At 35.9% G+C, this 25,817-nt stretch carries 21 protein-coding genes and 4 tRNA genes; 12 read left to right on the top strand and 13 right to left on the bottom strand.

Going from position 1 to position 25,817, the window contains the following annotated elements; all coding sequences use genetic code 11:
• Positions 1-63: 63 nt before the first annotated feature.
• The 5 genes from ACFEMA_RS13690 to ACFEMA_RS13670 form a co-directional block, all read right to left on the bottom strand.
• On the bottom strand, positions 64-243 hold the full coding sequence (locus ACFEMA_RS13690; protein ID WP_411768770.1) for a hypothetical protein: 180 nt from the start codon (positions 241-243) through the stop codon (positions 64-66).
• Positions 244-341: 98 nt separating this feature from the next.
• Positions 342-1,205, bottom strand: a complete 864-nt coding sequence (locus ACFEMA_RS13685) for an N-acetylglucosamine kinase (RefSeq protein WP_411768769.1) — start codon at positions 1,203-1,205, stop codon at positions 342-344.
• A gap of 60 nt (positions 1,206-1,265) precedes the next feature.
• Positions 1,266-2,267, bottom strand: coding sequence for a type I glyceraldehyde-3-phosphate dehydrogenase (gene gap, locus ACFEMA_RS13680; protein ID WP_411768768.1), 1,002 nt, complete (start codon positions 2,265-2,267; stop codon positions 1,266-1,268).
• A 28-nt stretch (positions 2,268-2,295) separates the two neighbouring features.
• Complete coding sequence (pfkA, locus tag ACFEMA_RS13675; protein ID WP_411768767.1) at positions 2,296-3,282, bottom strand: 6-phosphofructokinase; 987 nt, start codon at positions 3,280-3,282, stop codon at positions 2,296-2,298.
• Between the two features lie 140 nt (positions 3,283-3,422).
• Positions 3,423-7,880, bottom strand: a complete 4,458-nt coding sequence (locus tag ACFEMA_RS13670; protein ID WP_411768766.1) for a translocation/assembly module TamB domain-containing protein — start codon at positions 7,878-7,880, stop codon at positions 3,423-3,425.
• Positions 7,881-7,996: 116 nt separating this feature from the next.
• Here ACFEMA_RS13670 and tsaD point away from each other — a divergent pair, with 116 nt between their 5' ends.
• The 3 genes from tsaD to ACFEMA_RS13655 all read left to right on the top strand — a co-directional run bounded on the left by tsaD (position 7,997) and on the right by ACFEMA_RS13655 (position 10,456).
• Complete coding sequence (gene tsaD, locus ACFEMA_RS13665) at positions 7,997-9,019, top strand: tRNA (adenosine(37)-N6)-threonylcarbamoyltransferase complex transferase subunit TsaD (protein WP_411768765.1); 1,023 nt, start codon at positions 7,997-7,999, stop codon at positions 9,017-9,019.
• A gap of 94 nt (positions 9,020-9,113) precedes the next feature.
• Entirely contained in the window at positions 9,114-9,746 is a 633-nt protein-coding gene (locus tag ACFEMA_RS13660) for a peptidylprolyl isomerase (protein WP_411768764.1), read from the top strand.
• Positions 9,746-10,456 carry a 16S rRNA (uracil(1498)-N(3))-methyltransferase gene (locus ACFEMA_RS13655; RefSeq protein WP_411768763.1) on the top strand — a complete coding sequence of 237 codons (711 nt, stop codon included), beginning with the start codon at positions 9,746-9,748 and terminating at the stop codon, positions 10,454-10,456. Before ACFEMA_RS13660 ends, ACFEMA_RS13655 begins: the two co-directional genes overlap by 1 nt.
• Here ACFEMA_RS13655 and ACFEMA_RS13650 read toward each other — a convergent pair.
• Entirely contained in the window at positions 10,451-11,170 is a 720-nt protein-coding gene (locus ACFEMA_RS13650) for a DUF1223 domain-containing protein (protein ID WP_411768762.1), read from the bottom strand. The genes ACFEMA_RS13655 and ACFEMA_RS13650 overlap by 6 nt on opposite strands.
• Positions 11,171-11,248: 78 nt before the next feature.
• Here ACFEMA_RS13650 and ACFEMA_RS13645 point away from each other — a divergent pair, with 78 nt between their 5' ends.
• The 4 genes from ACFEMA_RS13645 (at position 11,249) to ACFEMA_RS13630 (ending at position 14,720) form a co-directional block, all read left to right on the top strand.
• Entirely contained in the window at positions 11,249-11,866 is a 618-nt protein-coding gene (locus ACFEMA_RS13645) for a DUF4159 domain-containing protein (RefSeq protein WP_411768813.1), read from the top strand.
• 9 nt (positions 11,867-11,875) lie between these two features.
• Positions 11,876-12,382 (top strand): TrmH family RNA methyltransferase, encoded by a 507-nt coding sequence (locus tag ACFEMA_RS13640; RefSeq protein ID WP_411768761.1) that lies wholly within the window; start codon positions 11,876-11,878, stop codon positions 12,380-12,382.
• 69 nt (positions 12,383-12,451) lie between these two features.
• Positions 12,452-13,540, top strand: coding sequence for an AI-2E family transporter (locus ACFEMA_RS13635; RefSeq protein WP_411768760.1), 1,089 nt, complete (start codon positions 12,452-12,454; stop codon positions 13,538-13,540).
• A gap of 1 nt (position 13,541) precedes the next feature.
• Complete coding sequence (locus tag ACFEMA_RS13630; RefSeq protein WP_411768759.1) at positions 13,542-14,720, top strand: THUMP-like domain-containing protein; 1,179 nt, start codon at positions 13,542-13,544, stop codon at positions 14,718-14,720.
• A 3-nt stretch (positions 14,721-14,723) separates the two neighbouring features.
• Here ACFEMA_RS13630 and ACFEMA_RS13625 read toward each other — a convergent pair whose 3' ends face one another.
• The 6 genes from ACFEMA_RS13625 to ACFEMA_RS13600 all read right to left on the bottom strand — a co-directional run bounded on the left by ACFEMA_RS13625 (position 14,724) and on the right by ACFEMA_RS13600 (position 16,707).
• Positions 14,724-15,317, bottom strand: a complete 594-nt coding sequence (locus ACFEMA_RS13625; RefSeq protein WP_411768758.1) for a hypothetical protein — start codon at positions 15,315-15,317, stop codon at positions 14,724-14,726.
• Between the two features lie 92 nt (positions 15,318-15,409).
• Positions 15,410-15,484: transfer RNA gene (locus ACFEMA_RS13620), tRNA-Pro, on the bottom strand.
• A gap of 39 nt (positions 15,485-15,523) precedes the next feature.
• Positions 15,524-15,597 (bottom strand) — tRNA-Arg (locus ACFEMA_RS13615).
• A gap of 66 nt (positions 15,598-15,663) precedes the next feature.
• Positions 15,664-15,738: transfer RNA gene (locus tag ACFEMA_RS13610), tRNA-Pro, on the bottom strand.
• 74 nt (positions 15,739-15,812) lie between these two features.
• A tRNA-Ser gene (locus ACFEMA_RS13605) sits at positions 15,813-15,896 on the bottom strand.
• 157 nt (positions 15,897-16,053) lie between these two features.
• On the bottom strand, positions 16,054-16,707 hold the full coding sequence (locus tag ACFEMA_RS13600; protein ID WP_391593190.1) for a rhomboid family intramembrane serine protease: 654 nt from the start codon (positions 16,705-16,707) through the stop codon (positions 16,054-16,056).
• Positions 16,708-16,764: 57 nt separating this feature from the next.
• Here ACFEMA_RS13600 and ACFEMA_RS13595 point away from each other — a divergent pair, with 57 nt between their 5' ends.
• Positions 16,765-17,652 carry a lysophospholipid acyltransferase family protein gene (locus ACFEMA_RS13595; RefSeq protein WP_411768757.1) on the top strand — a complete coding sequence of 296 codons (888 nt, stop codon included), beginning with the start codon at positions 16,765-16,767 and terminating at the stop codon, positions 17,650-17,652.
• Between the two features lie 34 nt (positions 17,653-17,686).
• Here the strand turns inward: ACFEMA_RS13595 and glmM are convergent, their stop codons facing one another.
• On the bottom strand, positions 17,687-19,075 hold the full coding sequence (gene glmM, locus ACFEMA_RS13590) for a phosphoglucosamine mutase (protein WP_411768756.1): 1,389 nt from the start codon (positions 19,073-19,075) through the stop codon (positions 17,687-17,689).
• A 69-nt stretch (positions 19,076-19,144) separates the two neighbouring features.
• Here glmM and ACFEMA_RS13585 point away from each other — a divergent pair, with 69 nt between their 5' ends.
• From ACFEMA_RS13585 to ACFEMA_RS13570, 4 genes are all read left to right on the top strand, one after another.
• Positions 19,145-19,747 (top strand): ACP phosphodiesterase, encoded by a 603-nt coding sequence (locus tag ACFEMA_RS13585; RefSeq protein WP_411768755.1) that lies wholly within the window; start codon positions 19,145-19,147, stop codon positions 19,745-19,747.
• Positions 19,744-21,450, top strand: coding sequence for a gamma-glutamyltransferase (gene ggt / locus ACFEMA_RS13580; RefSeq protein WP_411768754.1), 1,707 nt, complete (start codon positions 19,744-19,746; stop codon positions 21,448-21,450). Before ACFEMA_RS13585 ends, ggt begins: the two co-directional genes overlap by 4 nt.
• A 198-nt stretch (positions 21,451-21,648) precedes the next feature.
• Positions 21,649-24,900, top strand: coding sequence for a PDZ domain-containing protein (locus tag ACFEMA_RS13575; protein WP_411768753.1), 3,252 nt, complete (start codon positions 21,649-21,651; stop codon positions 24,898-24,900).
• Positions 24,901-24,908: 8 nt separating this feature from the next.
• Positions 24,909-25,808 (top strand): ATP-grasp domain-containing protein, encoded by a 900-nt coding sequence (locus tag ACFEMA_RS13570; RefSeq protein WP_411768752.1) that lies wholly within the window; start codon positions 24,909-24,911, stop codon positions 25,806-25,808.
• Positions 25,809-25,817 lie beyond the last annotated feature (9 nt).

Raw genomic sequence — 25,817 nt, 5'->3', positions numbered from 1 at the left:
TAAATATTGAGCATAAAAAAAGAGCATCGACGATGCTCTTTTTTATATATGATTAAAGTAAAACTATTTTGACGCTAAGCGCTTAGCTTTACGTTCTTCTTTAATTTCTTTAAAACGTTCAATAGCTGATCCAAATATCCAGTAAGGTATTACAAAGGTTAATAAGAATATCATTAACCAAAACCCTATTGTTAAAATGGTTAAAAACGCTAAAAATCCTAAATATTGATCGAATTCGAACATAGTCTGTTATTATTTACCGTACAAAGATATAACCAAATTATAAGATTCACAAAAGGCCAAACGAGATTTATCAACAGTTTATTAAAGAAACAGTAGTCTTATAATCGTTTGGCATGATAAGTTACCAAGCCTTCTATAGGGCGCCGCTTAAAATTCCCTACTTTAAACCCGAACTCTTTTGCCACTTCTTCTATCTCATTTTTAGCAAAATAGGCAATAGAACCTGCAAAGTGAACAGGTATTCCTCCTTCAATTTCCTTTTCAAATTGTAATATCATGCTCTTAACAAAAATCCTAAATCCATTTTTTATAAGGTTTGTAATGTAGTCGGAATCTTTATTCAAAAACATAAATTCTGCAAAATTTGCTAAATAAGCATTAGGGTTAGGCTGCTTGTACAAATTATATTTTATATAGTCAGCATCTAAATTATACTTATGCTCAAATGCAAATTTTATGGTTTCGGGCATTACATTAAAGTAATAATCTCGTAAGAGTTGACGACCATAACTATTACCACTAGCATCATCCATTACAGTATAACCTAAGCTTTTAACACGCTGGTGCAAGGTATTGCCATCATAATAACTACAGTTACTTCCTGTACCTAATATACAAACTACTGCTGCCTCATCATCCGAATTGATGCAAGCTCTTACTGCAGCCATGGTATCTTCTTCCACCTCAATATGAGCATTTAAAAATAAAGTTTGCAAAACATGTTTTAGCATGCCTTTCGGCTTTTCTGTTCCACAACCAGCACCATAAAAGAATACATGGGTAACGTTTTCTTTCATGAGCATCAGCTCTTCATTTTTGCCAATAATCTTTTTTAGCTTTTTTTCTGATAGTATTGCAGGGTTTAGGCCTTTAGTTCTAATTTTTTCACCTATTTTTTTTCCTGTATCATCAAGAACAATCCAGTCACATTTTGTTGAGCCTCCGTCAGTAATTAGTATCATATCTTGGGTATAAAAACAAAAAATCCGTAAACCTAAATTTACGGATTTAATAATTAGTGTTTATAAGCTATTGACTTTCTGAGCTAAATCAACCAATTTGTTTGAGTAACCAAATTCGTTGTCGTACCAAGACACTAACTTAAAGAAACTTGAGTTCAATTCTATTGCCGCATCAGCATCAAAAATGCTTGTACGATCATCACTAACAAAGTCTTGAGATACTACTTTTTCATCCGTATAGCCCAAAACACCTTTCATTGCTCCTTCTGAAGCTGATTTAAAGGCTGCCTTAATTTCTTCCAAAGAAGTTTCTTTCTTTGTTTTTACAGTTAAATCTACAACCGACACATCTGCTGTTGGTACTCTAAAGGCCATACCTGTTAGTTTTCCATCTAACTTAGGTATTACCTTACCAACTGCCTTAGCAGCACCTGTAGAAGCTGGTATAATATTCAATAATGCACTACGTCCACCTCTGTAATCTTTACTAGAAGGGCCATCAACTGTTAATTGTGTCGCAGTAGTTGCGTGTACAGTTGTCATTAAAGCTTCTTCTATTCCGAAGTTGTCATCCACAACTTTTGCCAATGGGGCTAAACAGTTTGTTGTGCATGATGCGTTAGAGACAATCTTATGATCTGCTGTTAGCTCATTGTCATTAACACCCATTACAAACATCGGTGCATCTTTACTTGGTGCAGAAATCACCACCTTTTTTGCTCCTGCCTGAATATGATAATCGGCAGTTTCTAAAGTTGTAAAAATACCTGTACATTCTGCAACAACGTCAGTTCCGACTTCATCCCACTTAAGATTTTTTGGATCACGCTCGGCAGTAACTCTTACTGTTTTTCCATCTACTACTAAGTGCCCATCTTTTACTTCAACAGTGCCATCAAATCGTCCATGAACAGAGTCATACTTTAAAAGGTATGCTAAGTGTTCTACATCCAATAAATCATTTATTGCTACAACATCAACATCATCTCTTTTAACGGTTGCCCTAAAAACAATTCTTCCAATTCTTCCAAATCCATTTATTCCTAATTTTAAATTTGCCATCTTATCTTATTTCTATTTTATTATTAATTTATACTGTCATGATATCAGAAACCCTTAGGAGTTCTTTATCAATTTTTGCTTTTCCTTTTACTGCCTGATCGAAAGGTGTCAATTCTATAAGGTCGTTTTTAAGGCCAACCATATAATTACTTTTACCTTCTAATAAACTCTCAACAGCCTTAACTCCCATTCTACTTGCTAAAACCCTGTCAAAACATGAAGGTGAACCACCGCGTTGCATGTGACCTAAAACTGAGACACGCACTTCGTATTCTGACATGTTTTCTTCTACATAGTCTTTAAGTTCAAAGACGCTTTTACCTATTTTATCACCTTCTGCAACTACTACGATACTCGAAGACTTTCCAGACTGTTTACTACGTCTTAAAGAATCTAACAAACGCTCTAGACCTAAATCTTCTTCTGGAATAAGAATTTCTTCTGCACCAGCACCAACACCTGCATTTAAAGCAATATGTCCGACATCACGCCCCATAACTTCCACGAAGAATAATCGGTTGTGAGAACTTGCTGTATCGCGAATCTTATCTATAACCTCAACCACTGTATTTAATGCGGTATCATACCCTAAAGTATGCGTAGTCCCGACGATATCATTATCAATTGTGCCTGGAATCCCCATCACAGGAAATCCATATTCTTGATTAAAAACCATGGCTCCTGTAAAACTTCCATCACCACCAATAACAACAAAACCGTCAATACCAGCCTTTACAAACTGTTCGTGTGCTTTGGCCCTTCCTTCTTTTGTTCTAAATTCTTTAGACCGTGCTGATTTTAAAACGGTACCACCTTTATTGATAATACCCTTAACGCTACGTGCATCCATTTTTACAAAATCACCTTCAATCAGCCCTTCATAGCCACGATAAATACCGTAGCATTCTATCTTATGATAAGCACATGTACGGACTACAGATCGTACTGCGGCATTCATCCCTGGAGAGTCTCCACCAGAAGTCATTACGCCTATTTTTTTTATCCCTTTGGACATTCGTTATTTAGTTTATAATGTAAAATTAGTAAACTAAGCCTATAAAAATTAAGCTATTTAAGTAAATTATAACGTAGGACAGAAATTCAAACGTTTTCGTTAATAACTAATTGAAAATTCTGAGAATTTGATAAGATTTTTTAGTCGTTTTTAGACTTTTCTTTTTTCATTGTGATGAAATCTGGCAAGTTTTCCTCTTCTGTGGCTTCAGCATTTTGCTTATTTTCCTCCTCTTGTTTTTCCTTTTTATCCTTCCCTGAAAATATAATTTGAAGTAGTTCCTTAAAGGTATCAAACTCTACATTATAACTTAAGCCTAGTCCTTGGGTATAACCAATTCTATCTCCGAAATTACGAATGTTATTCTCACGATTAAAGATTGTGGCACGCAACGTTCCCTCGTCGTTTAACAAAATATCGATTTGTACATCTCCAGCTATAACGGATTGTGTAGCTACAGTACCGAACGGAACACCAACCTTACCATTAATAAGAACTTTATCTGAGAGTTTTGTTTGAAGTGTTAGACCGACTCTATTATTGGTTTCAAAATTTGGGTTGTTTTGTGCCAATTCTAAATCCAGCCCTACAGCAAGATCTCCGCTCTCACTTCCAATTATACTGTTAAAAATACCTGTGATACGTTCTGAAATGGTACCAGTAACATTTAAGTCTCCTATACCACTAGCAAAACCACCTGTTGCCAATAAAAATAGTGCCTGGTTTGATCGTTCTTCAACAGAGGATAATCGGTATTGCAACTCGGATCGTACCGTTGAACTAACGGTAGGGAAATCAAAGTCGAACGTTGGGTCTGGTCTTTCTAATTGCCCTGTTAAGGTAATACCCAACTCTACAGGTATGCTTTGGTTTATAGGTGTATCCAATAAGACAGAAGGATTAGCTGTAGTCGTATATGTTGCATTTAAATTTATTATTGCTCCAAGTGGGTCCCCTTCCCAAACAATGTTTCCACCTTGTTCTAAAACGAATTTTTTCTCAACGATTGCCCCATACTTAAAGTTATACACTCCTTCAAAAACCGCAAAATCACCCCACATATTAAAGGTACCGTTGGTGTTTATTAGAAATAACAAGTTACCTTCACCTCTTCCTCTAATGGAACTTCCCGTGTCTTTATCAATTACAATTTCTATTAGTGCATTTTGGTTAACGTCCAGATCAAAATCAAGTTCTAATCCTTTCACTTTACGCTGAAAATTACCCTCACCTCTGGCTCTAGCTGCTTTTTCTTCTGGACTTAAAAACGTAATAAATGAGTTGTCTCCAAAACTCTCAGTATCATTCAACGGAATGTTAAAAACAGTACCTGGAGCGGTGGTACCATCAACACTAATCACCAACTCATCTGTTGGGCCATTAATTTGTGCTGACCCACTTATAAATCCTGTACCATAGTATAATTCTTCTCCATTATCCTCTGTATTCAATACTAATAATCGATCTGTTTCAAGTTCTAACCCTAAAGACCAATTAGAGAAATTGTTATGCTCAATAAATCCGTTTAAGTTGCCTTTTGAAAAGTATTCAGAATCCGTTAAAACAACATCATTAAACACAAATCGTTGCTCGTTTAAGGTGACTTCTGAATCAAAGTCGAAATTATAATCTACATTTAAATAAGGAATGGTCATCCCAGCACGATCCAAGAGCAATCGGCCATCAATATCAGGGTTTTTGAGATTGCCCGATACATTTGCTTGACCAGATACCAGACCACGGATATTACTTATAACTCCTTCGCCCAAGGGATTAAGTGGCTCTAGTAAAAAATCATCAAAGACGACATCTAGGTCAACACTAGAATTTGACTGTCTTACATCGATAACTCCTGTAGCATCTAAAGACCTTACATTATCATTTTGTAATTTTACATCGACATTATACCGCGTTAAGGAATTATCACCAGTAATTAATGCTTTTAAGTTTCCAAGGTCAAACTCGTTAACATTAAAGTCACTTATTTCAATATCTGATCTTGGCAGATATACACCATTTTTCTGTTCTAACTTTAGATAACCGTTTACCTGCCCTGCCAAAGCCAGACTGTCAATACGCGGTGTGATTTTAACCAATTCTACATTCTTAAAATTTAAATCCAAATCTTTATAAGATGAATCCGTAAGAACACCAGACAATAAAATTTCTTCATTGTTTTGATTTACAAAAATGTTATCGATTTCAAAATTATTCAGGCTTCTATCGAAAACGACCTTGTTCTGACTGTCTTTATTGAAATTGATAAACCATTCATAATCTTTAAAAACAAAATCAGATTTTCTAAAACCAACTACTGATTTGTTGTCCTCATTAATAGTGTAGAATAAATTAAGGTTGAAAATATCTTTGCTCAATTCGCCGCCTTTAAATTCTGTTTTTACTAACAAGGTGTCTCTCCTAGTGACATTAAGTAAGGATAAATCTGCAATGTTATAGGTGCCTGTGTTAAGACTATCTAATTCTAAAAAGGTATTGTAGACAGGATTATTATTGTCGACTTCTAAATTGATATTATTGGCAAAATATTCTTTGTAAGTGATGCTTGGTGTTTTAAATTTTAACTCAAACCCCTTCTCGTCGGTTTCAATTCTTCCAGAAATCGCAGTATTTGGCCCCAAACTTAACTCCTTGTCAATTATTGAAGCTATTTGGTTATAAATCTTAAAATTAAAATTCACATATTGATTGGGTTGAACCTGGTGTGGACTATAATTTGTGTAAATACTACCGATGGAATTTTCCGTGAGCATTAGGAGTTCTTCAATCTTAAACACCCCTTGCAATTGCCCTTCAATAATATCGGGAGAGTTAACTGCAATAGTTCGTATATCGTTTTTAAACGTAGAAACAATAGAAAAGTCCTGAAACTCGTATTCGCTATCCTGATTTTTATAAGTGGTGTTTTTTACGTTGATTTCACCAATTAAGTTATCATAATCTGAGCCGGTAACAGCCATATTGACTTCTCCACTAAACTCTGAAATACTATCCCTTGACACAAAATTTAAAGCTTTAAGGTTAGCATACGCCACTTTTGCATTAAAATCATAGGTTTCCACATCCTTAGATCTATCTGCCAGTCCATTAAAGTTAAGTTGAAGGTTTTCATCTTTAGAAATTAAAATTCCATTAAAGACATTATTACCAATATCACCAGAAACCGTTATCCCTTGATATTTATAATCATTGTATTCTAAATATGAAACATCCCCTTTTACATTGGTGTCGATCTTTTCGAACTTAAAACTTTTACCATCCACATCGAGATTTAAGGATGTGCTACCCACTAGAGGATCTTCGATAACTTTTCCTATTTCAAAATCTTGCAACAACACATTACCCACATAACTGGCATTATCGATATTAGCTACTTCGGTTAATTTTAGCTTGGATTCTGCATAACCGATGTCCGTATTGATTTTTAAATCTGCATCAATTATAGAACTAGAAATAAAGGATGTACCAGTAATCTTAAAATTGCCAACCTTATCTAAAAATGTTGGGATAACACGGCCAAGAATCCCGGGAAGCAATGCGGTAAGGTCATTGTAGTTAGACGACAAATAATCGTACTTGCCAATCATTTGAAAATCATCTTCATCCTTACTGAATAAATTCTTAAAAGCAATGTCTCCAATAACCCGTGTGTTTCTCGATGTGCTCACATCAAGGTTAGTGGTGTTTAAATTATTTAAAGTTCCTGATAAATCAACATTAAGTTGTGCTCTTTGATTGGTGCCAAATTCATCAAAAAACACATTGAGTTCACTGAGTTGAATTTCTGAAGCCTTAAAACTAGCATCAACCTCAACCCTATTAACAAAGTCTGCCAAATCTTCTCGTTGATAATTAAACCTTAGATTCCCTTTTAAGAATGACTCCTTGGTTTCTATGGAGAGGCTATTAAAACTCATGTGATCAAGAGTGTATTCAAAATCCGACATCAATTCTGTAACCACAACACCTCTCGCAGTTTTAAAATCTAATTTGTTGAATCTTGCTCTAACTTCTGGTCCGTTGATAAGAAAATTAGTAGCGTTGGCATTAAGTTCTGAAATTTGAAGAACATTTGGGTCTTCTTTATCTTCAACTATGATATTAAAAACACCTTCATCGATAGTGATGTCACTACTAGACGCCAAAAATGGATTTTCACTTGGAGTTGGGTTATCCTGTTCGAGTTTTGCTACAAAGATATCAAGATTGGTATCATCTTCTCCTGTATAGGTTTTAAGGTTAAATACCAAGCCTTCAATATGGATATCCCCGAAGTTCAATCTATTATTGTAAATATTTCTATAGCTAATCACCGAGGTGTTCAATTCCCTAATAGAAATGAGGGTGTCTTTTTTATAATCTTTTATTAAGACATTTAGAAGTTCTACATCTCCGTTAAACTGAAGCCCAACACCACCAATTGAAATATTGGTTTTGTAGGTTTCATTGATTTTATCTGTAGCATATTTACCAATTTTTGTTTGTACGGAAGGAATAGATAGCACCAAAACCAAGATGATGAATAGCAATATTAAAATCGCTATGATTTTGCCAAATATTTTAAGTGCTTTTTTAAACAATGCCGAGGCTTAAAAATTATATGCAGAAAGGCTTAACTTTGCACTTGCTACGATGAATTTGTTGAATGATTTGTATTTCATCTCAAAATTAACAATTATTGTGCCCAAATAGAGCTATGGCAAAAGAAAATATTTATATCCTCGGAATAGAGTCCTCTTGCGATGACACATCTGCAGCAATCTTAAAAAACAATAGTATTTTAAGTAATGTGGTCGCTAACCAAAAAATACATGCAGAATATGGAGGTGTTGTCCCTGAGTTGGCCTCAAGAGCTCACCAATCTAATATCGTTCCGGTTGTACACCAAGCTATTGAAAAAGCAGGGATTGACAAAAATGACCTAGATGCCATTGCCTTTACAAGAGGGCCTGGTTTAATGGGGTCTTTATTGGTTGGGACATCTTTTGCAAAGTCATTAGCATATGGCTTAGATATTCCATTGATTGATGTTAACCACATGCAAGGCCACATCTTAGCACATTTTATTGATGAAAAGGATTATAAAAAACCTCCTTTTCCATTTTTAGCGATGACTATTTCTGGTGGCCACACACAAATTGTACAAGTCAATGATTATTTTGACATGCAAGTTATTGGTGAAACCATTGATGATGCTGTTGGTGAAGCTTACGACAAAAGTGGAAAGGTCTTAGGTTTGGGATATCCCGCAGGCCCCGAAATAGACAAACGTGCACAATTGGGCAATCCAAAAGCGTTTAAATTTACAAAGCCAAAAGTTAAAGGGTTAGATTTTAGTTTTTCGGGATTGAAGACGGCTATTCTTTATTTTGTTCAAAATGAAACGAAGAATAATCCAAATTTTGTAAAAGAAAACATCGATGACATCTGTGCTTCGATACAATACACCATCATTGGAATTTTGATGGATAAGCTAAAATTAGCTGTTAAGCAAACTGGGATTACTCATATTGCCATCGGTGGCGGAGTATCGGCTAATTCTGGAATCCGTAAAGCATTAAAAGATGCTGAACAAAAATTCGGATGGACAACATATATCCCAAAATTTGAATACACCACGGATAATGCAGCAATGATTGCTATTGTTGGGTATTTAAAGTATTTAGAAAAAGACTTTTCAGAAATTGACGTAATGGCGACTGCAAGATTGAAATTTTAGTCAGCACTTGTTAAAATGTTTTTTGATAAGTTTTCTTAAATCAGTTTTAAACCACTTTTAAATTCAGTTGTTTTGTTCTACCCAAACTTTTAATATGAAAAAAATACTTTATTCAATCTTCGTCTTTCCATTATTTCTAATTGCTCAAACTGAAATTCCATTAGATACCGAACTAGATTCTATTTCAACATCAGAAGACGCTAAAACCTTTATAAAAGGTAATAAGAATTTAAAAGGAAAATTATTGACGTTTAATAAAGAAAAGCATAAATCGCGATTAGCTGAAGCTCTTTTTAAGCTATCTAAAGGTGGAAAACACATTATAAAAACAGATTACAAAAAAACATTCTATAAGATTATAGATAAAGCAGAAGTTACACATTATAGAGTTAGTTACATATATTTTGATGGAAACAAATTGACTTTAGATGAGATTAATGATAAGAGAACTAAAATATTGAGTCAATATAACAACGGCTATAAGTTTGAAGCATTGGCGAAATTGTATTCGATGGATATGAATGCAAATCGAGGAGGTGATTTAGGTTGGTTCATTGCCGGACAAATGCATCCAATTTTTGAAAATGCCATTAAAAATCATGAAATTAATGATGTTTTCACTTTAGACATTAAAGACAGAAATTGGTACTATATCATTTTAAAAACTTATGACGCAACACCCATTGAAGAGCTTACCGTATTAAAAGTGACAGAACCCATTAGATAATGCAATTATTCTTTAGTCCTAATATCAGCGAAAGTGATTCTACATTCCATTTTAACAAGGACGAAAGCCGCCATATTGCAAAAGTCCTTAGAAAGCGAACTGGCGATATACTTTATATTACAAATGGCAAAGGCTGGCTTTTTAAAGCTAAATTAATAGCCGCTGAGATTAAAAACTGTAGCATAAAATTGCTTTCGCAAGAGCTTCTGCCAGAAAGGGATTATCAACTTCACTTAGCCGTAGCCCCGACAAAAATGAATGATCGCTACGAGTGGTTTTTAGAAAAAGCAACAGAAATTGGTATTGACAGCATTACACCCATTATTTGTGAGCACAGTGAGCGCAAAGTGATTAAACCTGAACGTTTTCAACGTATTATTGAGTCCGCATTAAAACAATCTAACCAGTGTTATTTACCAGAATTGAAACCCGCAATGGCTTTTAGTGAATATCTAGAAGGTCCTTTTGATGGTGATAATTTTATTGCCCATTGCGAAGAAACAGATCGAAAAAGTTTAAAATCCCAACTGAAAAAAAATTCAAAAACAACGATTTTAATTGGCCCTGAAGGTGACTTCAGTACTTCCGAAATTGAATTGGCTTTACATACAGGTTTTATTCCAGTTACTTTAGGAGAAACACGTTTACGCACAGAAACTGCTGCTATAGTGGCTTGTCATAGTGTGGCGTTTTTTAATGAAGGGTCATAAACTCGATGTATCTCCTGCTAAAATATCTAATGTCTTTGTCTCTATAAGTACAACTAAAGACAAGGAATCATTATCATTCACAATATCAGGAATTGCTATTCGACCTTTACCAACACCCTTATCTAGTTTAAATTCTTGTTCCGAAACCACAATATTGCTATTCACAAGAGTTTTGTTTCTATTTTCGCCTCTTTTTACTTCAGTTACACGTTTATCAATTACCAGAATTACCCGAATATAGTTCCCCAAATAGTCTCCTTCCGCATTATAAGAAAATGTCACCAAATCTTCATTTTGCCGTACATCACTTAACCTAATTTTTGCCTTAGCGTCTTTCTTTGAGTATGATCTGATTTTTTGAGTCAATTTAAACTCATCCGAACCTACAAAATGCTCTTCTCCATTGACCACCATCTGTGGTGAGTAAATTGTACTATTATTAAATTTTAGTCCATATTGGCGCTGTTTTGCAGTAAATTTATCTGAACTAAATGGATCTTTCCAACCAATGTAATTCCAATAATCCACATGATACGAGAGTGCAATAACATTATCAGCCTTAACGTCATTAAGCAACTTATCAGCTGGTGGACAACTACTACAGCCTTGCGACGTAAATAGCTCTAAAACTACAGGTGCTTTTTGAGCGTTAATTTGAAATGGCCCTAGAAAAAATATAGGAATTATAAATAGTGTTAAGATTGAATTCTTCATTATAAAAAACAGTATTTTTGATGTATGTCTTTTAGTACTATACATAGTCAAAAACTTACAGTGTTCGTAGTCTTTGTGATGTTTTTAACAAGCTTCACTGCCTCGTCTCAAGACCTCGCAGTGCTTCAATATAAAGGTGGTGGCGACTGGTACAGTAACCCGACTGCATTGCCAAACCTGGTGAAGTACTGTAATGATAACATCAATACCAACATCAATGAAAACATACAAACTGTAGAAACAGGTAGTGTCGATATATTTCAGTATCCCTTGTTACACATGACGGGGCACGGCAACGTCTATTTTGATGAAGATGATGCTGAAAATCTCAGGAATTACTTAATCTCAGGAGGCTTTTTGCATGTAGATGACAATTATGGTATGGAGCCTTACTTTACAGAGGAAATAAAAAAGGTGTTCCCTAATTCCGAATTGGTTGAAATACCAAAAAACCACCCTATTTTCAATACAGCCTACAGCTTCCCGAACGGTCTGCCAAAAATCCACGAACACGACGGAAAAGCACCAAAGGCTTTAGGTATTTTTCATGAAAATCGTCTCGTATTATTATTTACACTAGAAAGCGATCTTGGTGATGGCTGGGAAAACCCAGAAGTACATAACGACCCAGAAGATGTTAGAGAAAAGGCTCTTAAAATGGGAGCGAACATTATTAAATATGCGTTTGAAAATTAATTAAACCTGATGCAGCATACGCATTATACTTCAGAATTTAAGCCTCAACAGTTTCCTATTGTTTTAGTATGTGATGCTATTTCTAACGCAGCAAATGTTGGAAGCCTATTTAGAGTTGCGGATGCCTTTGGAGTTGAAAAACTCATTTTTTGCGGAGACAATTTCAACTTAGGGAGACGCTATAAAAAAACTTCGCGTTCCACAGAAAAATATGTTAACTACGGTATTGAAAATAATAGTCTTCATGTTTTGGAGGACTTAAAAAAGCAGGGTTATATGTTGATTGCACTAGAAATTACTGAAAGCAGCCAACCGATTTCAAAATTAAAAATAACAGAACAACCTGTTGCTCTTGTTGTTGGTAATGAAATAACAGGAATCTCGAACAATGTATTAGAATTTGTTGATGATACCTTTCATATTAACATGTATGGTCATAATAGTAGCATGAATGTCACCCAAGCTACAAGTGTTGCATTGTATGAATTGACGAAGCAAATGGGGAATTGTAAATAAAAACTATTTCCGAGTATATCCGTGCTTTATAAAATACATTTATATTTATACTTCATTTAGACAATCAGAATGAACTCAAAAACTATAGCCAACGGTATTTTAAGAGCACTCGCTATCATAGTTGGTATTGCACTTCTACTCTACTTTATTTACGCTATTAGAACGGTTATTGGTTATATCGCTATTGCTGCTATACTTTCTTTATTGGGCAGTCCTATAGTTTCATTTTTAAAAAAGCGGTTAAAATTTAACGACACCGTTGCAGTAGTTACCGTAATGGTCTTGTTTATTGGTATTGTATTAGGCATTATTAGCTTATTTATCCCTTTGGTAATAGAGCAAAGTCAAAACTTATCTCTATTAGATGTCAACAAACTCGAAACCAATATTGAACGCATTTATACAGAGATTATTGATCATTTTGGGTTTAATAGAACCGATGTGGAATCGCAACTCAAGGAATCAAAATTGCTGTCGGATTTCGATTTTGGTATTATTCCCGATTTTCTAAATTCTGTTATTTCGGGGTTTGGCAGTTTTAGCATTGGGCTTTTCTCAGTTATATTTATATTATTCTTCTTTTTAAAAGATAGTACAATGCTTTCTAAAAGTGTATTGTCAATATTCCCTGAGGAAGAAGATCGACGGCTAAAACAAATCCTAATCACGATTAAAAGTTTGCTCTCGCGCTATTTCGGAGGATTGCTACTACAAATCCTTATTCTCTTTACCATCTACTCTATAGTTCTCTCAATATTTGGGATAAACAATGCTTTGATAATAGCAACACTATGTGCCTTACTTAATATCATTCCGTATTTAGGTCCAGTACTAAGTGCCTTTTTTATATGTTTATTGACCATTAGCAGTAATTTGGGACAAGATTTTAGCACGGTTATTCTACCAAGAACCATTTATGTGATGATTGGATTTGTCATTGCGCAGTTGGTCGATAACTTTTTTAGCCAACCGTTTATTTTTTCAAAAAGCGTGAAGTCCCAGCCACTAGAAATCTTCCTGATTATTATTGTGTTTGGATTACTTTTCGGTACCGTTGGACTTATCATTGCAGTACCACTTTACACATCCATTAAGGTGATAGCAAAAGAATTTTTAAGCGAATATCGTATTGTACAAAAGCTGACCAAAGGCTTATAAATTGAATCATACCATTCTACATAAAGAGGTTCAAGATTTTATTTCTGAACATTTAAACACAGATATTTCCAAACTTATATTAAAAGGAAGTCCGTTTAAAAACCTGTCTATTCAAGATCTTGTAGAACAAATTGAAGCAAAGAAAAAATGTGAAAAAAAATTACCAACATGGTTTAGCACCGAGCAGATCTATTACCCCAACAAGCTTAATATTGAACAGACCTCTTCTGAAATTACAGCAAACTACAAAGCGAGTTTAGTATCAGGGCAATCTCTTATCGATACCACTGGTGGTTTTGGTGTAGATACTTATCACTTTGCTAAACAGGTAAAAAGCGTTACACATTGTGAAATCAATGAAACACTATCACAAATTGCCACCCATAATTTTCAGCAATTAGGTGCAAAAAATATAAAATGTACCGCAAATAACGGTATTGAATATCTTAAAGAATATGACCAGTTATATCATTGGCTTTATGTTGACCCCTCAAGACGTGATGATTTAAAACAAAAGGTATTCCTTATTTCAGATTGTACGCCAAACCTTAAAAAATGTAATAGACTTTTTCTAAAGTATGCCAAAAACGTAATGGTAAAAACTTCACCGCTTTTGGATATCAGTCTAACTATTAAAGATTTGGAGTTCACAAAGGAAATACATGTAATAGCCGTTAATAATGAGGTAAAGGAACTGTTGTTTATTTTAGAGAGAGATTACACTTTAAATCCAGAAATAAAAACGATTAATCTCCAAAAAAACAAAGAGCAGCGTTTTAATTTTCATTTTGAAAATGAAGCTGAAGCAATATCTAGTTTTAGCTTACCACTGCACTTTTTATACGAACCGAACTCAGCAATATTAAAAGCTGGGGGATTTAAAATTATTAGTCAAAAATTAGGCGTATTAAAAATCCATCAGCATTCGCATTTATACACGTCCAAAACATTAAAAGAATTTCCTGGCAGACGATTTAAAATTGAAAACGTCATTCCGTTTAACAAAAATCAATTTTCAAAATTAAAGATAGCTAAGGCTAATATTACAACAAGGAATTTTCCTATTTCAGTACACGACATCAGAAAAAAATTCAATGTAAAGGATGGTGGGTCAGTTTATTTGTTTTTTACCACAAACTGTAATGATGAGAAAATTATTATTGTTACGTCAAGAGTATAAATATTAACAGAACCCTTTTTGTGCAATCACCATAGTATTTCCCCAAAGTGTAATAAGTTGCGTGATATCAATAGGAATAAAAGATGATGAACCATCTCTATTATGCTTAATAGGGCATTCTAATTTTGAATCATCAATAATCTGGCTATAATTTTTGTTGTTGTCCTCTACGTAAATGAAACCAGAGTTTATCTTTTCATAGAACTTCTCTAGATCAATAACCGCATATTTCAAAAAATCTGTACAGTGCGTTTGTTGGGTTTTAGTTCCATTTACAATACCATATATAAAATACTGAGCTTTCAACTTATAGAATTCAGATTCGTGGCGGTCTTTATGCTTGTTTTTATCTCTTCTATATCTTATGGTAAAATCATTATAATTTTCATACTTAGCTTCTCTAAAGCGTTCTTGAACTGTTATTAATTTTTTGTCCTTTAGAAACACATAGTCCACACCATCTGCAATATCTATGTGAATACCGTAGTTGGACTCAAAAGACACTTCAGTCCAATCTAAAGACTTGTAAATTTTATCAATGGCTATGTTCTGATGGACATAATTAGAGAATGCTCTATCTGACTTGTAAGTTGACATACCATAAAATTAGATAATTCTGAATTGAATTAATGCAGGAATTCGAAAAAGCTCATTTAGGAAGACTGAGTAAGCTTTTTCATCTTAATTAGTCGGGATGACAGGATTTGAACCTGCGACCACACGGCCCCCAGCCGTGTACGCTAACCGGACTGCGCCACATCCCGAAACAAAAAAGCCTTACTAAAATTTAGAAAGGCTTTTTGTGATCGCACTAGGATTCGAACCTAGGACCGCCTGCTTAGAAGGCAGGTGCTCTATCCAGCTGAGCTATGCGACCATTCAATCACACCTAAAGCGTGATGATAGTGATTGTTCTTCTTCGCTAAAGCTTCGAAGAACGAAGTCGGGGTGGCAGGATTCGAACCTGCGACCTCCGCGTCCCAAACGCGGCGCGATAACCGGGCTACGCTACACCCCGAAATCTTCAGCGGATGTTATCCGCCGAAGCTCGTAATAAATGCTCATCGTCGCTAAAGCTTTGATGAGCGAAGGCGGAGAGACCGGGATTCGAACCCGGGCAACACTTACGCGTTGACAGATTAGCAATCTGCTCCATTACCACTCTGGCACCTCTCCAATTCAATACGTTAAGAACTTGACTTAAAATTGAAAGCTTTTACAATAAATTTCTATTTATCATTTAAGCGGGTGCAAATGTAACTTTTCATATTAATTAACGCAATAATTTTTTTGGGTTTTTTTGAAGAATATTTAGATATCATTACTCAAAACGCTAACCAAGCTTTCCTGTCTTGTGCATTACAAATAATATAATAATTGGTATTGCTAGTAGTCCAACATGAACCAAATCTGTCTGTAACAATGAAGGTTGTAATAATAAGGTGATGACATAACCTCCTACTGCTCCCCCAAAATGGGCATCATGACCAATATTACCAATTCGCTTCTTCATACCATAAATAGAATATAGCAGATAACCTACTCCAAAAATGTAACCTGGAATCGGAATGGGTATAAAAAACATATAGAGACTCATTTCGGGTTGGATGAGAATAGCAGCGTACAATATCCCTGTAACTGCTCCACTTGCTCCTACCGCGCTATACCAATACTCGTCTTTATGAAAATAAAGCGAAAGAAGATTGCCAAAAATAAGGCTTGCAATGTAAATAACAATAAAATTGAAATTACCTAAAACGTCTAAGACTGCATCAGCAAAAAAGTAAAGCGTAATCATATTCATAAACAAATGAGTGGTGTCTGCATGAAGAAATCCAGAACTAAACATCCTAATTTGCTCACCGCGTCTTATACTCCCAACATTAAACTTGTACTTTTCGAAAAATAAACGATCTCCGAATCCTTTAAAAGACATTATTACATTAGCTGCAATTATTGCAATAGTTACTAATCCTAAATTATACATAAACTCTTTTCAGCTTTAAAACCATTATATTTGTGGCTTCAAATTTAACATTCTTTAATGCAACTTATTGCCTATATTTTAATTTACCCTATTCTTTGGCTCATTTCAATTTTGCCTTTTCGGTTACTCTATGCGTTTTCTGATATTCTATACCTTTTTATTTTTAAACTATTTGGCTACAGAAAGACCACAGTAAAGGAAAACCTTCGACTTGTCTTTACTGATAAATCCGAAAAAGAAATAGCAGAAATTACCTCTAAATTTTATCATCATTTATGTGATATGATTGTTGAGGCCATAAAATCAATGACCATAACTGAAAAAGAACTAAAGAAACGATTTACATTTTCAAATATAGATGCCATTGCAGATCTTGAAGAAAAGCAAAAGAGCGTTATCCTAATGTGTGCTCATTATGGAAGTTGGGAATGGATTTTTATTTTACAAAAACATGTCGGTTATAAAGGCCATGCAGTTTATAAACGTCTGGGCAATAAATATTTTGATCGTCTCGTAAAACGAATTAGAGCGAAGTTCGACACCTATTTAATTACTAATAAAGAAACATTTGGTATCCTAGCGGAATCACATAAAAAGGGAGAATTAACCATGAACGGTTTTGCTTCTGATCAATCTCCTAAAGTAAATAAGGCCTATCATTGGGGTGAATTTATGGGCATCAAAGTCCCTATGTACACTGGTGCCGAAACTTTAGCAAAAAAAATGGATATGGCCGTTGTATTCTTTGATGTGACCCGTCTAAAACGTGGTTTCTATAGTACAGAATTTACGGTTATAACGGAAAACCCAAGAGAGTATAAGGATTATGATATCACTGACGAATTTTTTAAACTTGTTGAGCAACAAATAAATAAGGCTCCACAGTATTATCTCTGGACGCATAAACGCTGGAAACATAGGAATAAAGTCCCTGAGAAATATTAGTGTCTAATTTAGATTTTGAACAATAGAATATTGCTTAAATATTTGCGATTTCTTTAATTTCAGAAATAATCTTCTCAGCTAACTGATCAGCTTCATTTTGAGATGGGGCTTCTGTATATATTCTAATAATAGGTTCTGTATTACTCTTTCTTAAGTGCACCCAAGAGTCTGAAAAATCAATTTTCACTCCGTCAATGGTTGTCAATTTTTCATGTGAATATTTTTCTTCCATAGCTTTTAAAATACCATCAACATCTAATTGCGGGGTCAATTCAATTTTCTTTTTACTCATAAAATAGCTCGGATACGTCGCTCTCAATGCACTGACCTTCATTTTCTTTTCAGCTAATAAACTTAAAAATAAGGCAACCCCGACTAAAGCATCACGACCATAATGCAAATCTGGATAAATAATCCCACCATTGCCTTCTCCTCCAATAACGGCATGGTTTTGTTTCATAAGCTCTACAACATTTACCTCACCTACTGCGCTCGCTTCATAGGATCCACCATGCTTCTCGGTAACATCGCTCAATGCTCTTGTGGAACTCATATTACTAACAGTGTTGCCTGGCACTTTGCCCAATACATAATCAGCACAAGCGACCAATGTGTATTCTTCTCCAAACATCTCACCGTTTTCATCCATAAAGGCTAATCGATCTACATCAGGATCAACCACGATACCTAAATCTGCGCGTTCTTTTACAACGGCATTAGATAGGTCTGTGAGGTGCTCTTTAAGCGGTTCTGGATTATGCGGAAAGTGACCCGTAGGCTCACAATATAATTTAATGGGATGCACACCCAATCGTTCTAAAAGTAACGGAATAGCAATACCACCCGTAGAATTAACTCCATCAACAACCACTTTAAAATTTGCATTCTCAATAGCTTTCTTATTGACTAAAGGCAGTTCTAAAACGGCATCAATATGCATGTCTATATAAGCTTGATTCTTGGTAATCTTTCCTAAATCATCAACCTCAGCAAAAGTCATTGCATCAGATTCTGCTATTTTCAATATTTTTTCTCCTTCTACTCCATTTAAAAATTCACCTTTAGAATCTAGAAGCTTTAAAGCATTCCACTGTTTTGGATTATGACTTGCCGTTAAAATAATACCACCATCGGCATGTTCCATAGGCACAGCAACCTCAACCGTTGGTGTTGTTGATAAACCTAAGTCAATCACGTGGATTCCTAGTCCAACCAAAGTATTCATCACTAAATTCTGAATCATTTCTCCAGAAATTCGAGCATCTCTCCCAACAACTACTCTATAATTGTCTTTATCTCGTTGTTGTTTAATCCAAACTCCATAGGCTGCTGCAAATTTAACGGCATCAATTGGTGTTAAGTTCTCTTCTACTTTTCCACCAATGGTACCACGAATTCCAGAAATTGATTTTATAAGTGTCATAAATTTCAAATTTTAGCAAATATAAATAGTTACACTCGTTTTCTGCGCACGAATTTGTAAATTCGGGCAATGAATTTTCTAGCCCACATTTATCTATCAGGAGATAACGAATTATTAAAAATTGGTAATTTTTCAGCTGATGGCATACGAGGAAAAAGCTATAAAACATACCCATTAGACATGCAGGCTGGGATATTATTACACCGAGAAATCGATACATACACAGATGCACATCCTATAGTAAAGCAAAGTACAAAACGCTTGCATAAATACTACAGTCACTACAGCGGTGTTATTGTGGATATCTATTACGATCATTTTCTGGCAAAAAATTGGAGCACCTATTCTACAATTGCTTTACCAGTTTTTGTGCAAGATTTTTATGACAGTCTAAATAGACATTTTGATGTGTTACCAGAACGTGTAAAACGTTTAACACCGATTATGATTGAACAAAATTGGCTCGAAAGTTACCAACATATAGAAGGCATCCAGAAGGTATTAAATGGCATGAATCGTAGAACAAAAGGCCTTTCTAAAATGAATGAAGCCACAAAAGAACTAGAAGAGCATTACGATGCGTTTGAAAAGGAGTTCACGATATTCTTTTCAGAATTAGAAATGTTTAGTAAAGTAAAAAAAGATGAATTAATAAAACAGTTTAGTCTATGAAGAACATCCTTTTTGTATTTACCCTTTTATTGCTTTTTCAATCTTGCAAGGAAAACACTCCTCCTAAGGATAAAGTTCAAACTTCAAAACGAGGATTAATCACCAAAAAAGCGATGGTGGTAAGTGCACGTGAAGAAGCCTCCATAATTGGATCGGATATCATGAAAAAAGGTGGAAATGCCTTTGACGCTATGATGGCTACAGAAATGGCTCTGGCAGTTGCGTATCCTTATGCAGGTAATTTAGGCGGTGGTGGATTTATGGTGTATCGTTTGGCTGACGGCTCTACAGGTGGTCTTGACTATAGGGAAAAAGCTCCCAAGGCTGCTACAAAAAACATGTATTTGGACACCAATGCTGAAGTTATTCCTAACAGAAGTACAGTTGGCCCATTGGCAGTTGGCATTCCTGGTACTGTTGCCGGTATATTTAAAGCCCACAAACGATTTGGTAAGCTACCTATTAAGGAGGTGCTTCAACCTGTTATTGACTTAGCTAAAAACGGGTTTATTGTCACTAAAAATCAAGAAGGACGATTTAAAGAAAAGGACAGTATTTTTAGAGCAGTAAATGGTCATAAATTACTTTTTAATAATGATCTAAAAAAAGGGGATCGGGTTTTAAATTTTGCTTTGGCCGAAACACTCTCACGAATTGCAGAAAACGGTGTCAATGAGTTTTACAAGGGAGAAACTGCTAAAAAGTTAGTTGAATTTTTGAATGAAAAAGGCAGTATAATCACTTTAGAGGATTTAGCAGCGTATGAGTCTAAGTGGAGAGACCCTATCGAATTTCAATACGATAACTTAAAAGTAATTTCTATGTCACCACCAGCTTCTGGTGGGATATGCCTCAATCAGATCATGAAAATGATTGAGCCCTTTGACCTTAAGGACTACGGCCATAATTCACTAAAAGCCATTCAGGTTATTGTAGAAGCAGAAAAACGTGCTTATGCAGATCGGGGGTTTTATTTAGGAGACCCCGATTTTGTTGACATTCCTGTAGAAACACTTACAAGTGACATTTATTTAGAACAGCGTATGAGTAACTTTTCATTTAAAGCACCTACTCCTGTAGATTCTATTTCACATGGAAAAATTGAGGGCTATGAAAGTGACCAAACCACCCATTATTCTATAGTAGATCAATTTGGAAATGCCATTGCCGTAACAACAACCCTAAACAGTGGTTATGGGTCTAAACTTTTCGTTGACGACCTCGGTTTTTTCTTAAATAACGAAATGGATGACTTTAGCAGTAAATCTGGAGTCCCTAATGTTTATGGCCTTATTGGAGCTGAAGCCAACAGTATTGCTCCAGAAAAAAGAATGTTGAGCTCCATGACGCCAACAATTCTTGAAAAAGATGGAGAGCTTTTAATGACTGTTGGTACTCCGGGAGGATCCACCATAATAACTTCTGTGCTTCAAACCATTTTAAATGTTGAGGAATTTGGCATGACGATGCAAGAAGCTGTTGAAGCCGCCCGTTTTCACAATCAATACCTTCCGGATGAAATCCGAATAGAACCCAATCGCTTTGATAAAAAATTAATTGAGCAGCTCGAAAGTTTAGGATATATCATCAACGAAGAACGTTCACCGGTTATCGGTATCGTCGATGGTATTCTAGTTCTAGAAAATGGAACGCTCGAAGGTGGCGCAGACCCTCGTGGAGATGATACTGCTGTAGGGTTTTAGCTATCTGTCATTGCGAGCGTAGCGTGGCAATCTGTTTAATAACAACTTCATTTTAAAAGATTGCTTCGTCATTCCTTCCTCACTTCTCGCAATGACAGTTAATGAAGTTTTTAACACCATATTCAAAAAATACTTTAATCAAAATTGTATCTTTAAGCACCTTAAGTTTTCAATTAAGAATTCATAAAACCAATCAAAATGAAAAATTTTATTACCTCTATAGCATTCTGCTATGCATTGTTCAGTTTTTCCCAAGGCACACAATTGTTAAGACAACCTACAATACACAACAATGACGTTGTTTTTGTTTACGCCAATGACCTATGGAAAGCTTCAGTCAATGGTGGTACAGCGTTTAGATTAACTAGTGATGATGGCTATGAATCTAGTCCACATTTTTCAGACGACGGAAAGTCCATTGCATTTACGGCTCAATATGACGGAAATGTTGATGTCTACGTCATGCCTTCCGAAGGTGGAACGCCAAAACGATTGACGTATCATCCTGGCGGAGATTTTGTACAAGGTTGGACACCAGATGGTAAGATTCTTTTTAGGTCTGGTCGGGAAAGTCAGCCGACAATGACCAATAAATTTTTTACAGTTTCAGTTGATGGCGGCTTACCAGAAGCTTTGGATATACCACGAGCTGCTTATGGTGAAATTTCGAAAGATGGAAAATATGTAGCCTATACTCCAATTACGGGTTGGGATGCAGAATGGCGAAATTATAGAGGTGGACAAGCCATGCCAATTTGGGTGGTTAACCTCAACACAAAAGAGTTAGTTAGAACCTCTCAACCCACTAAAGAACGGCACCTGGATCCTATTTGGCTGAACGGTATCGTTTATTTTATTTCAGAACGTGATTATACTGCTAATATTTGGTCTTTTAATCCAGTTACTAAAGAGGAAAAGCAAATTACGTTTCACAAAAAGTTTGACGTAAAAAGTTTAGATGCTGATGACTCAAACATTGTATATGAACAAGGAGGCTATTTACATGTGTATAATCCCGATTCAAATACAACTGATCAACTTTCCATTGATGTCAAAGGAGATTTGAATTTTTCAAGACCGCGTTGGGAAGACATTTCTGGGGGAGACCTTAGTAACCCAAATGTATCGCCTAACGGAAAAAGAGCAGTTTTTGAGCACCGAGGCGATATATTCACAGTACCAAAAGAAAATGGTACTTGGCGAAACTTAACAAACTCACCTGGCGTAGCTGATAGAAATCCTATTTGGTCCCCAAAAGGAGATAAGATTGCTTGGTTTTCGGATAAAAGCGGTGAATACCAGTTGGTCATTGCAGATCAAGATGGCCAAAATCAAGAATCTATAAAGCTGCCAAATCCAACATTTTATTTTGTACCAGATTGGTCACCAGATGGCAAGTACTTCGCATATACCGATACGCATTACAATATCTGGGTTTTAGATATAGACACTAAAAAAGCCAAAATAGTGGATGCTGATGGCTACGCGCACCCAAACCGATCTATGAACCCTGTATGGTCGCCAGACAGTAAATGGATTGCCTATGCCAAACAACAAAACAGTCACTTTAAAGCCATTTTTGGATACAATGTGGATTCTGGTATAATTGTGCAACTGACAGACCCAATAGCCGATGCTATAAGCCCGGTTTGGGATGCTTCAGGAAAATACCTTTACACCTTAGCAAGTACAGATTACGGACTCGCCTCTGGTTGGTTAGACATGAGTTCTTTCGATCCACAAACCACCAGAAGTTTATATGCAGTTGTTCTAAATTCTAAAGACAAAGCGCCTAATCTTCCTAAGACTGATGAAGAGGACGTTAAAAAAGAAGAGGCTTCAGAAGATAAAAAAGATGACAGCAAGGACAAGAAAAAAGAAAGTGTTACAGTAGTCATTGATAAAAATGGCATTTATGACAGAGCTGTTGCTTTAGATTTACCAGCTAGAAATTATGTGGCCTTAGCAAAAGGGCCAAAGCACAAGGTGTTTGTTGCCGAAGCAATTCCTAACGCCAGTGGTTTAAAAGTACATTCTTATGATATTGAAAAAGAAGAAGCGTCTGACTTTGCAGATGGGGTAAGACAAATGGTGGTTTCGGACGACAGAAAATCAATACTTCTTAATACAGGGCGAAATTGGAATTTGGTCGATACAAAATCAAAGCCCAAGCCTAGTGACGGCAAGTTAGATACTAACATGAAAATAAAGTTAGACCCACAAGCGGAAGCACACCAAATTTTTAAAGAAGGTTGGAGATATATGAGGGACTTCCTCTATGTGGACAATGTGCATGGTGCGCCCTGGGATGAGGTTTACAAATGGTATTCGCCTTGGATTGACCATGTACGACACAGAACAGATTTAAATTATGTCGTTGACATAATGAGTGGCGAGGTGGCCATAGGCCATTCTTATGTCTCAGGGGGAGATTTACCAGATGTGGATTTTGTACCAGTCGGATTACTTGGTGTTGACCTGGAATTAGATAAAGACCATTATCGCATTAAGAAGATATACAATGGGGAACGCTGGAATCCTGGTATAGACTCGCCACTTGGGAAACCAGGAATAAATGTTAACGAAGGAGATTATATATTGGCTATCAACGGTCGTGAGTTAAAAAAGGGCACGAACCCATATCAGCTTTTGGAGCAAACAGCCGGAAGAGAAATATACATAACTGTAAATTCAGAGGCTAACACAACGAATTCTAAAGAAATATTGGTTAAGCCAGTAAGAAACGAAAGAGGCCTTAGAACCATAGATTGGGTAGAAGGCAATAGACGCAAAGTAGATGAACTATCCAACGGTAAGCTCGCTTATGTCTATGTACCAAATACTGGTGGTGGTGGTTTTACCTCTTTCAATCGCTATTATTTTTCTCAGCAAGACAAGAAAGGGGTCATCATCGATGAACGTAATAACGGCGGAGGTTCGGCTGCCGATTATATGATAGATATTATGTCTCGGGAACTCTTTGGTTATTTTAATAGTAAATCTAAAAACAACAGACCTTGGACAACACCAATGGCTGGGATTTGGGGGCCAAAGGTGATGCTTATTAATGAACGAGCAGGGTCTGGTGGAGACTTATTGCCCTATATGTTTAAAATGAAAGACATTGGACCTCTTGTCGGTACCAGAACCTGGGGAGGACTTGTGGGCACTTGGGATACACCGCGTTTTATTGATGGTGGACGAATGGTAGCACCACGAGGAGGCTTTTTTGATGTCGATGGAGAATGGGCAGTTGAAGGCGAAGGCATTGCTCCAGATATTGAAGTGATTCAAGACCCTAAATTAACGGCTCAAGGTATTGACCCTCAATTACGTCGAGGGGTTGAAGAAGCCATGCGCTTATTAAAAACGGAGGAATTCAATATGAAGCCTGAACCAGCACCGCCAGTTCGATGGAAACGTCCTGCAGGTTATAAAAGCGATAACTAATCGATTACATGGCTCGGTTTGATGTTGTTATCCTCACAGATAGAAGGTACTTAAAGGATAGTAAAGATACATACAAGCACAATGTCTTTTTGGAAGATCAGTTGGTCGCCAATGCGTTGAGTAACCAAAATCTAAAAGTTACAAGAAGGTCTTGGGATGACAAAGCGTTTGACTGGTCTAGCTCTAAAGCCTTACTCTTTAGAACTACATGGGACTATTTTGACCGCTTTGATGAATTTTTAAGTTGGTTAAAAAACGTATCGCAGAGCACTCAATTAATAAATTCAGAGGCATTGATTCGATGGAATATCGATAAGCACTATCTATTAGATTTGTGTGAACATGGTATTGATATTCCAGAATCTAAATTCATAGAAGTCGGTTCTAAAATAACACTAAAAGAGTTACATGAATTCCTCGGCTGGACAGAAACCGTATTAAAACCTTGTGTTTCTGGAGCAGCGCGGCATACCTACAAATTGAATCCTGAAAATTTGGAACAGCATGAAGCTATATTTCAAAAGTTAGTTGAGAAAGAAGCTATGCTATTGCAGCCGTTTCAGTATAACATCGTTTCTGAAGGTGAAATATCTTTGATGGTATTCAATGGACAGTTTACACATGCCGTTCTAAAAAAAGCAAAAGCTGGGGATTTTAGGGTACAGGATGATTTTGGTGGAACAGTGCACAACTATACGCCGACGATTCATGAGATAGAATTTGCAGAAAACGCTGTTAAAGGCTGTCCTGAATTACCTGTGTATGCCAGAGTTGATATTTTTAAAGATAACGATTATAAACTGGCAGTGTCCGAACTTGAATTGATAGAACCAGAATTATGGTTTAGAAATCATCCTGAAGCTGCAGGTGTATTAGCAAAAGCGATAAAAGAAAAGCTATATCCGTAATTATTATAA

Origin of the sequence: Winogradskyella sp. A3E31 (assembly GCF_046720935.1) — a bacterium.
GTDB lineage: Bacteria > Bacteroidota > Bacteroidia > Flavobacteriales > Flavobacteriaceae > Winogradskyella.
Note: the sequence above shows the minus strand (reverse complement) of the source record. Positions and strands in the feature narration are given on the sequence as shown.

Bases quoted from the DNA above. Each gene is read 5' to 3' on its own strand.
- tsaD (WP_411768765.1), top strand. From the start codon at position 7,997: ATGGCAAAAGAAAATATTTATATCCTCGGAATAGAGTCCTCTTGCGAT.
- ACFEMA_RS13575 (WP_411768753.1), top strand. From the start codon at position 21,649: ATGAAAAATTTTATTACCTCTATAGCATTCTGCTATGCATTGTTCAGT.
- ACFEMA_RS13600 (WP_391593190.1), bottom strand. From the start codon at position 16,707: ATGTATAATTTAGGATTAGTAACTATTGCAATAATTGCAGCTAATGTA.
- pfkA (WP_411768767.1), bottom strand. From the start codon at position 3,282: ATGTCCAAAGGGATAAAAAAAATAGGCGTAATGACTTCTGGTGGAGAC.
- gap (WP_411768768.1), bottom strand. From the start codon at position 2,267: ATGGCAAATTTAAAATTAGGAATAAATGGATTTGGAAGAATTGGAAGA.
- glmM (WP_411768756.1), bottom strand. From the start codon at position 19,075: ATGACACTTATAAAATCAATTTCTGGAATTCGTGGTACCATTGGTGGA.
- ACFEMA_RS13640 (WP_411768761.1), top strand. From the start codon at position 11,876: ATGCAGCATACGCATTATACTTCAGAATTTAAGCCTCAACAGTTTCCT.
- ACFEMA_RS13655 (WP_411768763.1), top strand. From the start codon at position 9,746: ATGCAATTATTCTTTAGTCCTAATATCAGCGAAAGTGATTCTACATTC.
- ACFEMA_RS13650 (WP_411768762.1), bottom strand. From the start codon at position 11,170: ATGAAGAATTCAATCTTAACACTATTTATAATTCCTATATTTTTTCTA.
- ACFEMA_RS13595 (WP_411768757.1), top strand. From the start codon at position 16,765: ATGCAACTTATTGCCTATATTTTAATTTACCCTATTCTTTGGCTCATT.
- ACFEMA_RS13625 (WP_411768758.1), bottom strand. From the start codon at position 15,317: ATGTCAACTTACAAGTCAGATAGAGCATTCTCTAATTATGTCCATCAG.
- ACFEMA_RS13585 (WP_411768755.1), top strand. From the start codon at position 19,145: ATGAATTTTCTAGCCCACATTTATCTATCAGGAGATAACGAATTATTA.
- ACFEMA_RS13660 (WP_411768764.1), top strand. From the start codon at position 9,114: ATGAAAAAAATACTTTATTCAATCTTCGTCTTTCCATTATTTCTAATT.
- ACFEMA_RS13645 (WP_411768813.1), top strand. From the start codon at position 11,249: ATGTTTTTAACAAGCTTCACTGCCTCGTCTCAAGACCTCGCAGTGCTT.
- ACFEMA_RS13685 (WP_411768769.1), bottom strand. From the start codon at position 1,205: ATGATACTAATTACTGACGGAGGCTCAACAAAATGTGACTGGATTGTT.
- ACFEMA_RS13635 (WP_411768760.1), top strand. From the start codon at position 12,452: ATGAACTCAAAAACTATAGCCAACGGTATTTTAAGAGCACTCGCTATC.
- ACFEMA_RS13690 (WP_411768770.1), bottom strand. From the start codon at position 243: ATGTTCGAATTCGATCAATATTTAGGATTTTTAGCGTTTTTAACCATT.
- ggt (WP_411768754.1), top strand. From the start codon at position 19,744: ATGAAGAACATCCTTTTTGTATTTACCCTTTTATTGCTTTTTCAATCT.
- ACFEMA_RS13570 (WP_411768752.1), top strand. From the start codon at position 24,909: ATGGCTCGGTTTGATGTTGTTATCCTCACAGATAGAAGGTACTTAAAG.